Annotated in this window: 11 protein-coding genes and 1 tRNA gene; 8 read left to right on the top strand and 4 right to left on the bottom strand. The window is 56.5% G+C overall.

Annotated features, from left to right (window positions below; all coding sequences use genetic code 11):
* Window positions 1–10: 10 nt before the first annotated feature.
* Window positions 11–87 (bottom strand) — tRNA-Arg (locus QKW35_RS09370).
* A 375-nt stretch (window positions 88–462) separates the two neighbouring features.
* On the opposite strand from QKW35_RS09370, the gene QKW35_RS09365 reads away from it, so the two are divergent.
* On the top strand, window positions 463–861 hold the full coding sequence (locus tag QKW35_RS09365) for a c-type cytochrome (protein ID WP_425607999.1): 399 nt from the start codon (window positions 463–465) through the stop codon (window positions 859–861).
* Window positions 862–933: 72 nt separating this feature from the next.
* Here QKW35_RS09365 and rep read toward each other — a convergent pair whose 3' ends face one another.
* Window positions 934–2,943 carry a DNA helicase Rep gene (gene rep, locus QKW35_RS09360; protein WP_282352570.1) on the bottom strand — a complete coding sequence of 670 codons (2,010 nt, stop codon included), beginning with the start codon at window positions 2,941–2,943 and terminating at the stop codon, window positions 934–936.
* Between the two features lie 255 nt (window positions 2,944–3,198).
* On the opposite strand from rep, the gene QKW35_RS09355 reads away from it, so the two are divergent.
* A complete protein-coding gene (locus QKW35_RS09355) occupies window positions 3,199–4,911 on the top strand; it encodes an EAL domain-containing protein (RefSeq protein WP_282352568.1) in 1,713 nt (570 codons plus the stop codon).
* On the opposite strand, the gene QKW35_RS09350 is transcribed toward QKW35_RS09355, so the two are convergent.
* Together QKW35_RS09350 and QKW35_RS09345 are read right to left on the bottom strand one after the other, a co-directional pair.
* On the bottom strand, window positions 4,886–6,403 hold the full coding sequence (locus QKW35_RS09350) for a YifB family Mg chelatase-like AAA ATPase (RefSeq protein ID WP_282352567.1): 1,518 nt from the start codon (window positions 6,401–6,403) through the stop codon (window positions 4,886–4,888). The genes QKW35_RS09355 and QKW35_RS09350 overlap by 26 nt on opposite strands.
* A gap of 89 nt (window positions 6,404–6,492) precedes the next feature.
* The gene (locus QKW35_RS09345) at window positions 6,493–6,753 is read right to left on the bottom strand and encodes an accessory factor UbiK family protein (RefSeq protein WP_282352566.1); all 261 of its coding nucleotides are present in this window, start codon (window positions 6,751–6,753) and stop codon (window positions 6,493–6,495) included.
* Window positions 6,754–7,051: 298 nt separating this feature from the next.
* Between QKW35_RS09345 and glnK (QKW35_RS09340) the strand changes: the two genes are divergently transcribed.
* From glnK (QKW35_RS09340) to QKW35_RS09315, 6 genes are all read left to right on the top strand, one after another.
* Window positions 7,052–7,390, top strand: a complete 339-nt coding sequence (gene glnK / locus QKW35_RS09340; RefSeq protein ID WP_282352565.1) for a P-II family nitrogen regulator — start codon at window positions 7,052–7,054, stop codon at window positions 7,388–7,390.
* Window positions 7,391–7,425: 35 nt separating this feature from the next.
* On the top strand, window positions 7,426–8,682 hold the full coding sequence (locus tag QKW35_RS09335) for an ammonium transporter (RefSeq protein WP_282352564.1): 1,257 nt from the start codon (window positions 7,426–7,428) through the stop codon (window positions 8,680–8,682).
* 168 nt (window positions 8,683–8,850) lie between these two features.
* Entirely contained in the window at window positions 8,851–9,189 is a 339-nt protein-coding gene (glnK, locus tag QKW35_RS09330; RefSeq protein WP_282352562.1) for a P-II family nitrogen regulator, read from the top strand.
* A 223-nt stretch (window positions 9,190–9,412) separates the two neighbouring features.
* Window positions 9,413–10,645 (top strand): aspartate aminotransferase family protein, encoded by a 1,233-nt coding sequence (locus QKW35_RS09325; protein WP_282352561.1) that lies wholly within the window; start codon window positions 9,413–9,415, stop codon window positions 10,643–10,645.
* Window positions 10,642–11,898 (top strand): hydrolase, encoded by a 1,257-nt coding sequence (locus QKW35_RS09320; RefSeq protein WP_282352560.1) that lies wholly within the window; start codon window positions 10,642–10,644, stop codon window positions 11,896–11,898. Before QKW35_RS09325 ends, QKW35_RS09320 begins: the two co-directional genes overlap by 4 nt.
* Window positions 11,895–12,701, top strand: coding sequence for a DUF1338 domain-containing protein (locus QKW35_RS09315; protein ID WP_282352559.1), 807 nt, complete (start codon window positions 11,895–11,897; stop codon window positions 12,699–12,701). Before QKW35_RS09320 ends, QKW35_RS09315 begins: the two co-directional genes overlap by 4 nt.
* Window positions 12,702–12,735: the final 34 nt, after the last annotated feature.

Here is a 12,735-nt window from a genome sequence, read left to right as displayed (position 1 = left end):
TTCCAAAAAATGGCGCGCCTGGAGGGATTCGAACCCCCGACCAACAGGATCGGAACCTGCTACTCTATCCAGCTGAGCTACAGGCGCCAGGAAGTGTTTGCAGGGCGCTAATGTTACGTATCTGCGGCCCGTTTGCCAAGTGTTTGTTGGGACTGGTAAAGAACGGTTACGGAATGACCTTTTGCTGTTTAACGCGCGTACAGCGTTGCTGGAGAAGGCGAGTAACCCAAGTCAAACATCGCGCAGAAAGTGGGCAGAATTTGCTGCTTGGCAGCGATTCCTCTTATACCTTTGCCAAAGCCCCGTTTCCGTTGTGCGTATTTACCGTTATAATGCCCGCCGATCAAGTTTTGCGCAGTGGAGTCTGCACACGCTCGTGAGGGGCATCCGGTAGGCCAGACTGCAAAATAATTTTAAATTTAGGATGATTGTGAGGTCGTAACTGTGAAGAAAATTGCTTCTATGCTGTGCGCTCTGGGGCTGGGCTTTGTGCTGGCCACTTCCGTTCAGGCGGCTACTGAAGAAGAAAAAATTATTGAGCGTATCAAAGCGGTAGGCTCTGTCTGCGTAGAAGGCGATGACACTTGCGGTGGCGCTCCTGCAGTCGCGGCATCCGGCGGTGCGCGTTCCGGTGCAGACGTATACAACACTAAGTGTGCTGCTTGTCACGGCACTGGTGTTGCTGGCGCGCCTAAATTCGGCACGTCCGAGTGGGCTGACCGTGCTGCGAAAGGCATGGAAACCCTGCTGGCGAACGCAATCAGCGGTATCAACGCAATGCCACCACGTGGTACTTGTGCTGACTGTTCTGACGACGAAATCCAGGGTGCGATTCAGCACATGGTCGACAGCGCTAAGTAAGATCGACTTAGTTCGCGTCAAAAAGAAGGCCGCAATCTAGCGGCCTTTTTTGTATCTGCAATTTCTACCCGATCAGTCGAAACTGTCGAGTAAACTGGAAAGGGTTGCACGTCCCTTGGCCCGGTTCCGCACCGGACAGGCTTCAGCGCCCCCCTCAATCGCCAGGTCTTCCTGTGGCAATTCGGCCAGAAAACGACTCGGTGCACAGTCCACCACTTCCCCATATTGCTTGCGCTGGCTCGCCAGAGTCATGGTCAGGGTCTGACGGGCCCGGGTGATCCCTACATAAGCGAGGCGACGCTCCTCCTCAATGTTGTCGGTCTCAATGCTGTTACGGTGCGGCAGCAACTCCTCCTCCATCCCCATCAGGAATACATGGGGAAACTCCAACCCCTTGGAGGCGTGCAAAGTCATCAGCTGTACACGGTTGTCATCTTCGTCCTCCTGCTGCTGATCCAGCATATCCAGCAGCAACAGACGGGCGATGGTTTCCTTCAGACCGGCATCCGGATCGTCTTCCTGCAGGCGCTCCAGCGTATTGCGCAGGGAGTCGACCAGGAACCAGACGTTCTGGATGCGCTTGTCTCCCATCGCGTCGCTGGAACTGTTCTGGCGGATCCAGCCTTCGTAGTCGATATCCTTGATAAGCTCGCGCACCGCTTCGATCGGGTCACCCTGCTCGCTCTTGCGGTAGATATAGTTCATCCATTTGCAGAAACGTCGCAGACGATCCACTGCCGCCGCCGGCAGCACCTGTTCCAGACCCAACTCTTCACAGGCAGCGAACATACCGATCTGGCGCTCAACCGAGTACTGCCCAAGCTTTTGTAGCGTGCTCGGGCCGATCTCACGGCGCGGCAGGTTGATAATCCGCAGGAACGCGTTGTCGTCGTCCGGGTTCACCAGCACCTTGAGGTAGGCCATCAGGTCCTTGATCTCGGCACGGGCGAAGAAGGAGGTACCGCCGCTCAACTTGTATGGCACCTGGTAGGACTGCAGCTTCATCTCCATCAGACGCGCCTGGAAGTTGCCGCGATAAAGCACGGCAAAGTCCTTAAACGGATACTTCTTACGCAGGTGCTGGTCGAGAATTTCGGTGGCGATCCGCTCACACTCGGCATCTTCGTTGCGGGTGTGGATAACCCGCAACTCATCCCCCACGCCCATCTCACTCCACAGGGTTTTCTCAAACACGTGGGGGTTGTTGGCGATCAGGGTGTTGGCCGCTTTCAGGATACGGCTGGTCGAGCGGTAGTTCTGCTCCAGCTTCACCACCTTCAGCGACGGGAAGTCTTCATTCAGCTGCACCAGGTTTTCCGGACGCGCACCACGCCAGGCGTAGATCGACTGGTCGTCGTCACCTACCACGGTCAGCGCACCGCGGTGGCCCACGATCTGGCGCACCAGACGGTACTGGGACAGGTTGGTGTCCTGATACTCGTCCACCAGCAGGTAGCGGATCTTATTCTGCCAGCGCTCAAGCACGTCCGGGTGGTTGGCAAACAGTTTTACCGGAATCAGGATCAGGTCATCGAAATCCACGGCGTTGTAGGCACGCAGGTGGCTGTTGTAAGCCTCGTAGGCCCGTGCCGCCAGAATATCGTTGGGCAGTTGCGCGGTGGACAGTGCCTGCTCCGGCTCCACCATGTCGTTCTTCCAGTTGGAGATCTGGTGCAGCACCGCGTCCACCTGATCGGTGTCTTCGCCGTTGTGCAGCATCAGGTCCTTCAGCAGCGCCTTGCTATCCTGGTCGTCAAAGATCGAAAAACCCGGCTTAAAGCCCAGCACCTTGTGCTCTTTGCGGATAATATTAAGGCCCAGGTTGTGGAAGGTGGAGACGGTCAGCCCCTTGGATGGCTTACCCACCAGCAACGCCGACACACGCTCCTTCATCTCGCGTGCGGCTTTGTTGGTAAAGGTTACCGCCGCCACGTTGTGCGCCGCGTAACCACACTCTTTGATCAGGTACGCAATCTTCCGGGTGATTACACTGGTCTTGCCCGAACCTGCGCCGGCCAGTACCAGCAACGGTCCGCTGATGTAGTTAACTGCCTCTTGCTGGCGGGGGTTTAATCGAGCCATTTACACAGCGCTCCGGAAATTAAGTAAAAACAAGTACTTGATTATCGATTCAAAAAAGGTAACTTCTGATGGTCGTTTAAACAGAAACTGACACATAACACACTGAGAAAAAACAAAATAAAACGTACGTTTGAAATCCTGTTCAAGAACAATATATGATGCAGCTATCGCCGGATCGCAATTATGACATGTTCGCATTGCTACGGCATGGCTCCGTTTAGCCCATAACCCTAGGCGTAAAGGGGGAAACGCCCGATGTTATCGGCACCCAAACAGCTTAAAAGCACCCAGCCTCGGTTACTGCTGATCGATGGCAACAGAGGTTGCTGCACCCGACTGCAAGAGACTCTGGGCCTGACCGCCCAGCATCTGCACTGCTTCAGCACACAGGAGGCTTTAACCGCCGAACCGCTGAACGCAGACGATATTGTTCTGTTAGGTCTGGAGCACTTCGACAACAGCGCTTTCCAGACCCTGCGTGTGCTTACTACCCTGCTGCCAACGCAGCCGATCATTGTACTGGCTCCAGCCATCAACGGCGACCAGGGCGACGCACTGATCCGTCAGGGTGCGAGTGATTTTATTTCACTTGACCAGGCCAGCCCAGAGACGGTTCTGCGCGCCTTCCGGTATGCCCGTGACGCACACAAAGATAAAGCCGAGATCAATCGGCTGCGCAACTCCGATCCCCTGACCGGCCTTGGCAACCGCCGCAGCTTCTATCAGAGCATCATACAGCTGATCAGCCAGGTTCAGGACAGCAAACTGCAGATCGCCTTGCTGACCGTCGATCTGGACGGTTTCAGCAAATTTAACGGTCAGTGCGGCCCCAAAGCCGCGGACGAAGTGATTATCCAACTACGCGACCGCCTGCAGAGCGCCGTTTCCAACGCACACAGTATTCACCGCCTGGGCAACGACGAGTTTGCGATCACGCTGACCTGTGCACCGGATGAAAATCTACACCAACTCACCCGCGAGCAACTGAAAAGCCTGCTGCCGCAAACCAATATGCCGTTCCGTACAGCCAACCGCAGTTCCATACTGCCCGGCAGTATCGGTGTCGCCTATTGCCAACCGGGGGCGACGGTGGAGCTGGATGAACTGATCCGACGTGCCGCCATGGCACGTCACCAAGCCAAGCAGGAACGCCCCGGCACCTACCGCATTTATGATCCAACGTTTGATCAGCAGGAGGCCGGAACCAGCGAGCTGGAGCCGGAACTGGCCTTTGCCCTGCGCGCGAATCAGTTTGAACTGTTCTTTCAGCCACAAGTCGACCTAAAGACCGGCAAGATTGCCGGGGCCGAAGCGCTGATCCGCTGGCGCCACCCACGGCGGGGCCTGATTATGCCGGGCGAATTTATTTCGCTGGCGGAACGTAACGGCATGATCATTCCAATCGGCTACTGGGCGATCCACCAGGCGGGCATGAAACTGAAAGCGCTGCAGCTGGAAGGCTACGACAACTGCCGCATCAGCGTGAACCTGTCGTTCCGCCAGTTCCAAGACAGTAACCTGCCACACACGATTCACCGCATTATCAGCCAGAACGAGATCAATAGCGCCTTTCTGGAGTTTGAACTGACCGAATCGGCGTTGATCAGCGACGAGCAGCATGTGGGTTACTGCCTGCAGGAGTTGTCCAACCTGAGCATCGATTTTGCCCTGGACGACTTTGGCACCGGCTACTCCTCCTTCGCCCTGCTGCAGAAACTGCCGATCAGCACCCTGAAGATCGACCGCTCCTTTATCCGCAACGTGGCGGACAATCCCAACGACGCCGAGATTGTGCGCGCCATCATCAACCTGGCCCACAGCCTGGATAAGAAGGTGGTCGCCGAAGGCGTGGAAAACACCGCCCAGCTGGATTGGCTGATGCAGAACGGCTGTGACCAGGTGCAGGGTTACCTGTACGGCCCGCCGGTACCGTTCAAGGAATTTATGCGGATGCTTGAGAAGGCATAAGCCCGCGTCGGTAGCTCAGTGCTTCCAGCAGGTGGGCGGTTTCCACCTGCTCAGCCCCCGTCAGATCCGCAATGGTGCGCGCCACCCGCAGAATCCGATGAAAGGCACGGGCTGAGAGCTGCATCTTCTCCAGTGCATTCACCAGCAGTAGCTTGTCGTTTTCACTGATGGCACACACCTGCTCCAGTTCCGGGCCATCCAGCGCCTGATTGCAGCAACCCTGGCGTTCGATCTGGAGCTGCCGCGCCGCCACAACCCGTTCGCGCACTTGCGCGCTGCTTTCATTGCTGCCGGTGTGTTCTAACATCTCCGCTTTGGAGATCGCATTCACCCACAACTGCATATCGATCCGGTCCAGCAACGGACCGGAGATTTTGTCCTGATAACGGCGCACCATATCGGGGCTGCACCGACAACGGTCACTGCCGTCGTTGAAATATCCACAGGGACAGGGGTTCATCGCTGCCACCATCTGGAAGCGTGCGGGAAAGCTGCACTGACGCGCGGCCCGTGAGATCAGGATCTCGCCCGATTCCATCGGTTCGCGCAGCACCTCCAGCACCTTGCGGTTAAACTCGGGCAGCTCATCCAAGAACAAAACACCTTGATGGGCCAGGGAGATCTCCCCCGGCCGCGGACTGCTGCCACCACCCACCAGCGCCACGGCTGAAGCGGTATGATGCGGGGCCCGAAACGGGCGTCGTCCGCTGATTACATCGCCGCCGGCACCCGCCACCGAATACACGGCAGCCACATCCAGCCGCTCCTGCTCCTCCATTAAGGGCAGCAAGCCCGGCAGGCGGTTGGCGAGCATACTTTTTCCACTCCCAGGAGGACCGGCAAGAATCAGGTTGTGTTGGCCAGCCGCCGCGATCTCCAGCATGCGCTTGGCCTTACTCTGACCTTTTACATCACGCACGTCGGGATAATTCGGCGCGCTGTTTATCCCTTTCTGGTTAGCCGAATACCGCGCCACCGGTTCGCTGCCCATCAGGTGCGCCACCAGCTGCAGCAGGTGGTTGACCGGGTAGATCGCCAGGTTACGCACAATGCCCGCTTCCTGTGCATTCTCTTCCGCCAGGATCAGGCTATGCTCCTGTGCATCACACCGGATCGCCGCCGGTAGCACACCCCGTACCGGCCGTACTTGTCCGGATAACGCCAGCTCCCCCAGAAACTCGCGCTGCTCCAGCGCTTCCATCGGGATCTGCTGGCTGGCGGCCAGGATGCCGATGGCGATTGCGAGGTCATAACGGCCCCCTTCTTTGGGTAGGTCGGCCGGGGCCAGGTTGATGGTGATGCGGCGCTGGGGGAAGGTAAAACCAGAGTTGATCAGGGCACTGCGCACCCGTTCACGGCTTTCACTCACCGCCTTCTCAGGCAGGCCCACGATAGAGAGGGCAGGTAATCCGCCGGACAGGTGTACTTCAACGGTGACTTCAGGGGCTTGCACACCCACCTGGGCGCGGGTACGAACTACGGCAAGAGACATAAAACATCCTTCCTTGGAGAAACAATGTAGGCAGTACCGGTGGCGACAGAATCCGTTAGCGCCATACCGGTACTGTGTAGATCAATCGATCAGGCGTCGCGCTCAGACAGCTTCTGTTCCATTTCGGTCACCAGTGCTTCCAGCTGTTCGACCTTTTCACGGGTGCGCATCAGTACTGCCTTCTGCGCATCGAACTCATCACGGGTGACCAGATCCAGGCGATTAAAGGTCCCTTGCAGGATTGCACTTACCTGCTCTTTCATCATCTCCTCACCCGGCAGGTTCGCCTTCCCGGACATCAGTTGGGAAAACTGTTCACTCAACCCATCGATCAGTTTCTGGTTAATCATATTGTGCCTCAAAAAATACGCATTTCTCAGACCCCGACTATAGCAGGTTACGACGCACTATTGGGGAGCGCACCACCTTGGTGCACGCACCCCGATTGTGCACTGCCTGCACACAGGCCTGTGCCCCCAAACCGGGCCTCAACACCCACTAAACGGCCTAATAAATTCTCAACACCATGTTTTAGAAGGTTTTTTCAAAACATGGCACAACCCTCGCAATACACAGAGCAAATCAATTGATTCATTTGGGCTGCGACATCAGCTCGCAGCATAAACAGAGTATCGGGGGATAACACAAATGAAATTGGTATCTGCGGTTATCAAGCCGTTCAAATTGGACGACATCAGGGAAGCGCTTTCAGAGATCGGCATCGCCGGCATCACCGTGAGCGAAGTAAAAGGTTTTGGCCGTCAGAAAGGTCACACCGAACTGTACCGAGGCGCAGAGTACGTTGTGGACTTTCTGCCAAAAGTGCGCGTAGACGCTGCTGTCGCTGACGACCTGGTAGACCAGGTGGTAGAAGCGATCAGCAAAGCTGCTCAGACCGGCAAGATCGGCGACGGCAAGATTTTTGTCCTGCCGCTGGAGCAAGCGATCCGTATCCGTACCGGTGAAACCGGCAACGAAGCACTTTAACCCCAACTTTTTAAGATTTTCTGGAGAACTTACCAATGGAAGAACTTCTGAATTCAACAGCTGGCGACGTAACCCAGCTTAAGTATGCACTGGATACCTTCTACTTCCTGGTGTGTGGTGCCCTGGTAATGTGGATGGCAGCGGGTTTTGCCATGCTGGAAGCCGGTCTGGTACGCGCTAAAAACACCACCGAGATCCTGACTAAAAACATTGCCCTGTACGCGATCGCCTGCACCATGTACCTGGTATCCGGTTACGCCATCATGTACGGCGGCGAATACCTGCTAAGCGGCATCACCGGCGACGGTTTCACCGGCGCTGAAGAGCCAGCAACCTACGCACCATCGGCGGACTTCTTCTTCCAGGTGGTCTTCGTAGCAACTGCAATGTCCATCGTATCCGGTGCTGTTGCCGAGCGCATGAAGCTGTGGTCCTTCCTCGCCTTCGCTGTCGTGATGACCGGTATCATCTATCCACTGGAAGGTTCCTGGACTTGGGGCGGTAACGACGTATTCGGTATCTACAACCTGGGTGACCTGGGCTTCTCAGACTTCGCAGGTTCCGGCATCGTTCACATGGCAGGTGCTGCCGCTGCGCTGGCTGGTGTGCTGGTACTGGGTGCTCGTAAAGGCAAATACGGTAAAGATGGTTCTGTAAACGCAATTCCAGGTGCAAACCTGCCGCTGGCCACCCTGGGTACCTTCGTACTGTGGTTGGGTTGGTTCGGCTTCAACGGTGGTTCCGTATTGGCAACGTCCGATGTTGAAAACGCGAACTCCGTAGCGGTTGTATTCATGAACACCAACGCCGCGGCTGCCGGTGGTGTGGTTGCCGCACTGATCGTAGCTCGCCTTCTGTTTGGCAAGGCTGACCTGACTATGGCACTGAACGGTGCGCTGGCAGGTCTCGTAGCGATCACGGCTGAACCTTCTACTCCAACAGCTCTGCAGGCTACGCTGTTCGGTGCTCTGGGTGGTGCGCTGGTCGTATTCAGCATCCTGACCCTGGATAAAGTGAAAATCGATGATCCGGTTGGTGCGATCTCTGTACACGGTGTAGTCGGTCTGCTGGGTCTCCTGCTGGTACCGGTAACCAACGGTGAAGTGAGCTTTGCAGGCCAGATCATCGGCGCACTGACCATCTTCGGTTGGGTGTTCGCTGCAAGCCTGGTGGTATGGCTGGCAATCAAAGCAGTGATGGGTGTGCGCGTATCCGAAGAGGAAGAGTACGAAGGTGTAGACCTGGCTGAGTGTGGTATGGAAGCGTATCCGGAATTCACTTCCGCTAAGTAATCCAACCTGCTCAATACCTTAAGGGTGCTTCGGCACCCTTTTGCTGTTTTTATAATCAGCTCTGAGCATTGTTTGTGAAATCTGGGTATACTAGGTCAAAACTTGCTTTTGAGTATTAATTGTCTCGCGCCTCCAGAAGGCGACAAGAAGACATAATAGGAGAACGTTATGAAGCTGGTCAGCGCGGTAATCAAACCGTTCAAACTGGATGACGTGCGTGAAGCTCTGTCCGAAATCGGTATTCAGGGTGTAACCGTTACTGAAGTTAAAGGATTCGGTCGTCAGAAAGGTCACACCGAACTGTACCGTGGTGCAGAGTACGTTGTAGATTTCCTGCCAAAAGTAAAAATCGAAGTGGCAGTGGACGACGACATGGTTGACCAAGTCATTGAAGCGATCGCTTCTACTGCAAACACTGGCAAGATCGGCGACGGCAAGATCTTCGTTATGCCGCTGGAGCAGGTTATCCGTATCCGTACCGGCGAAAGTGGTCCGGACGCGCTGTAAGCAAACACCCCCGTATTCTCGAAAAAGCACCCTTATGGGTGCTTTTTTTGTTTCAGTATCAAACTCTCCCCCTTCCGCTTCAGCGCCGTTTTGCAACGTTACCTGACGTTAAGCGCTGATCGCTCCTACCTTCCGGCCTTTGAGCACTTTTTAGCCAGACAACAACTTACCCAATCAATCTGTGTCTAAACTGAGGGTATCGCCCCATTGAAGGAGGTGCCGGATGACTCACCTATTCAACCGCCAGACGTTTGACGAAGTGATGATGCCCAATTACGCCCCTGGCGCGGTCATTCCCGTGCGTGGGGAGGGGTCGCATCTCTGGGATCAGGACGGACGCAGTTACATCGATTTTGCCGGTGGCATAGCCGTGAATGCGCTGGGCCACTGCCATCCTGAACTGGTCAAGGTACTCACCGACCAGGCAAAAACCCTCTGGCACCTGAGCAACGTGTGGACCAACGAACCGGCCCTGAAACTCGCACAGCAGCTGTGCCAGCTCACCTTTGCGGAGAAAGTCTACTTTGCCAACTCCGGTGCAGAGGCCAACGAAGCCGCGCTGAAAGCTGCACGCCACTGGGCGATTGAAACCTTCAGTGCCGATAAACACGAAATCATCGCCTTTAATAACGCCTTCCACGGTCGTACCCTGTTTACCGTCAGCACCGGCGGCCAACCCAAATACAGCCAGGGTTTTGGCCCCACACCCGGCGGTATCACCCACTTGCCGTTTAACGATATAGACGCGCTGGATACCCGGATCTCCCACCACACCTGCGCAGTAATCATGGAGCCGATCCAGGGCGAAGCGGGCATAATCCCCGCCGATCACGACTTTGTGCGTCGTGCCCGCGCGCTGTGCGACGAAAACGATGCTCTGTTGATCTTTGACGAGATCCAAACCGGAGTCGGCCGCACCGGCGAGATGTACGCTTACCAGAAAATCGGTGTAACACCGGATATCCTCACCACGGCCAAGGCGCTGGGAGGTGGTTTCCCTATCGGCGCCATGCTCTGCACCAATCAGGTTGCCAACGTGATGGGAGTAGGCACCCACGGTAGCACCTACGGCGGCAACCCACTCGCCTGTCGTGTCGCCTCGAAGGTTCTGGAACTGATCAGCGATCCGCTGCTGCTGGACGGCGTACGCGAACGCCATCTGCTGTTTATGGACTTGCTCGATCAACTCAACGAACGCTGCCATCTATTCCATCAAATCCGGGGCGAAGGTCTGCTGATTGGCTGCGAACTGCGTAATCGCTGGAAAGGTAAAGCCCGCGACTTGTTAGTCAAAGCACAGGACGTAGGCGTGATGGTGCTGATCGCCGGCCCGAACGTGGTGCGTCTGGCCCCTTCACTGATTATTCCACCCGAGGATATCGAAGAAGGTCTGAAACGTTTTGGCATCGCCATGTCCCAGTTCCATGATGAGCACAGCGAGGAGAGTGACGCATGAAGCCCGAACTGCACGAGAGCGCCAAACCAATGCTGTATTGGCTGGATCAGCACCGTACGTGGATGGAGGATCGCTTGCTGGAGCTGGTCAGCATCAACAGCGGCAGCCATAACCCGGTGGGCATCGACCGGGTGGGCGAATACTTCGCCGCGCTCTTTGCCGACCGTCTGGAAGCAGCGGTGGATAAGTTTAGCTTGGATCCGTGGCAACGCATCGACATGCAGGGGCAGATGGTAGAACAGGCACTGGGCAGTTTATGGCGCATCCGCAAACGCCCTGACGCCCCCATTCAGGTGCTCCTGTCCGGCCACCTGGATACGGTCTTTGGCGCAGAATCGGGCTTCCAGAAAAGCACCTATCAGGATAAAAACACCCTCAATGGCCCCGGTGCCGCCGATATGAAAGGAGGCATTCTGGTGATGCTCAGCGCTTTGGAAGCACTCGAGCAGCATCCGGACCACTACAACGTGGGCTGGACCGTCCTTCTCAACCCGGACGAAGAAGTGGGCTCGCCCGGTTCCGCAGGCTGGTTCGCCCGCGAAGCCCCCCGTCATCACCTTGGGATGCTGTATGAGCCAGCCCTGCCCGATGGCAGTCTGGCGGGCAGTCGCAAAGGCAGCGGCAACTTTACCCTGAGCATTGGCGGGCGCAGTGCCCATGCCGGGCGCAACCCGGAGGAAGGCCGCAATGCCATCAGCGCCGCCGCCCATGCTATTACCCTGCTGGAACGGATCAACGGCGCCCGCGAAGGCCTGACCCTCAACACCGGCATCATCGCCGGTGGCACCACGACCAACCAGGTGCCGGACAGCTGTGTGGTGAAATTCAACGTCCGTATTCGTGACCCGGAAGATGCCGATTGGTGCCTGACACAGCTGGAAAACATTCAACTGACCATCAACCAGACAGAGGGCTTTAACGCCAGCCTGCACGGTAGCTTTGGCCGTATGCCCAAGGTGCTGGATGACGCCCACATTAAGCTCTATAGCCTTCTAAAAGCATGTGGCCAACATCTGCAGCTGGACCTGAACTGGCACCCCACCGGCGGTTGCTGCGACGGCAATAACTTAAGCAGCCACGGCCTGCCCAACATCGATACGCTGGGAGTACGCGGTGGACTTATCCACAGTCCCGGCGAGTTTATCTGTCTCGACAGCCTGACCGAACGCGCCAAACTCAGCACCCTGCTGCTAATCGCCCTGGCCCACGATGGATTACCTGACAGTCTCGCCAAGCGGGAGGTACAGCGATGAATACTGACGACTTGCGCAGCCTGCTGGATGCGATGTGGCAGGATTTCCTCAAACTAAATCCCGATGCACGGCGGATTCACCAGCTGTTTACCGAACGCAACCCAACCATCATCAACGACCATATCGGTCTGCGCACGTTCGACCTGCCCCGGGTAAACATCCAGGCGATCGCCAGGCCCTTCGTAGAGGGTGGCTACAAACCCAGGGGGGAATATTACTTTCCGGTGAAAAAGCTGTTTGCCGAGCACTTTGAACATCCGGACAGCACGCTGCCTAAGCTGTTTATCAGCGAGCTGCATGTCGATCAGCTCTCGGACAATGCCGCCGAGATCATCCATCAGAGTGTCAGCCAGATCCCGGATGACGCAATCGCGGCGTCCGGCTTCTGCTACTCCGGTCGTCACTGGTCGCTGAACTCCGATATGTATCAACAGTTGCTCAGCGAAAGCGAGTATGCCGCCTGGATGTGCGCTTTCGGTTACCGCCCCAGTCACTTCACCATCCTGGTCAACGCCCTGCAGTCGCACCGCTCCATCGATGCAGTCAACGATTTCCTACTGCAGCAGGGCATCCAACTCAACAACGCGGGTGGCCTGGTAAAAGGCTCGCCAGAGGAGTGCCTGGAGCAGTCCGCCACCCTGGCAAAACCGATCCTGGTACCGTTCAGTGACCGCAATATAGAGATCCCCGGCTGCTACTACGAATTTGCCCAACGTTATCCACTGGCCAACGGCCAGCTATACCAGGGTTTTGTGGCGGCTTCCGCCGACCGCATCTTTGAGAGTACCGACGTTCACCGATAGTCCTGAGCCCTTGGTTCAGAGGTTGCGAATACGG

Source organism: Pontibacterium granulatum (genome assembly GCF_029961155.1).
Taxonomy (GTDB): domain Bacteria; phylum Pseudomonadota; class Gammaproteobacteria; order Pseudomonadales; family Balneatricaceae; genus Pontibacterium; species Pontibacterium granulatum.
Note: the sequence above shows the minus strand (reverse complement) of the source record. Positions and strands in the feature narration are given on the sequence as shown.

Bases quoted from the DNA above. Each gene is read 5' to 3' on its own strand.
- QKW35_RS09325 (WP_282352561.1), top strand. From the start codon at position 9,413: ATGACTCACCTATTCAACCGCCAGACGTTTGACGAAGTGATGATGCCC.
- QKW35_RS09320 (WP_282352560.1), top strand. From the start codon at position 10,642: ATGAAGCCCGAACTGCACGAGAGCGCCAAACCAATGCTGTATTGGCTG.
- QKW35_RS09335 (WP_282352564.1), top strand. From the start codon at position 7,426: ATGGAAGAACTTCTGAATTCAACAGCTGGCGACGTAACCCAGCTTAAG.
- QKW35_RS09345 (WP_282352566.1), bottom strand. From the start codon at position 6,753: ATGATTAACCAGAAACTGATCGATGGGTTGAGTGAACAGTTTTCCCAA.
- rep (WP_282352570.1), bottom strand. From the start codon at position 2,943: ATGGCTCGATTAAACCCCCGCCAGCAAGAGGCAGTTAACTACATCAGC.
- glnK (WP_282352565.1), top strand. From the start codon at position 7,052: ATGAAATTGGTATCTGCGGTTATCAAGCCGTTCAAATTGGACGACATC.
- QKW35_RS09315 (WP_282352559.1), top strand. From the start codon at position 11,895: ATGAATACTGACGACTTGCGCAGCCTGCTGGATGCGATGTGGCAGGAT.
- QKW35_RS09365 (WP_425607999.1), top strand. From the start codon at position 463: ATGCTGTGCGCTCTGGGGCTGGGCTTTGTGCTGGCCACTTCCGTTCAG.
- QKW35_RS09350 (WP_282352567.1), bottom strand. From the start codon at position 6,403: ATGTCTCTTGCCGTAGTTCGTACCCGCGCCCAGGTGGGTGTGCAAGCC.
- QKW35_RS09355 (WP_282352568.1), top strand. From the start codon at position 3,199: ATGTTATCGGCACCCAAACAGCTTAAAAGCACCCAGCCTCGGTTACTG.
- glnK (WP_282352562.1), top strand. From the start codon at position 8,851: ATGAAGCTGGTCAGCGCGGTAATCAAACCGTTCAAACTGGATGACGTG.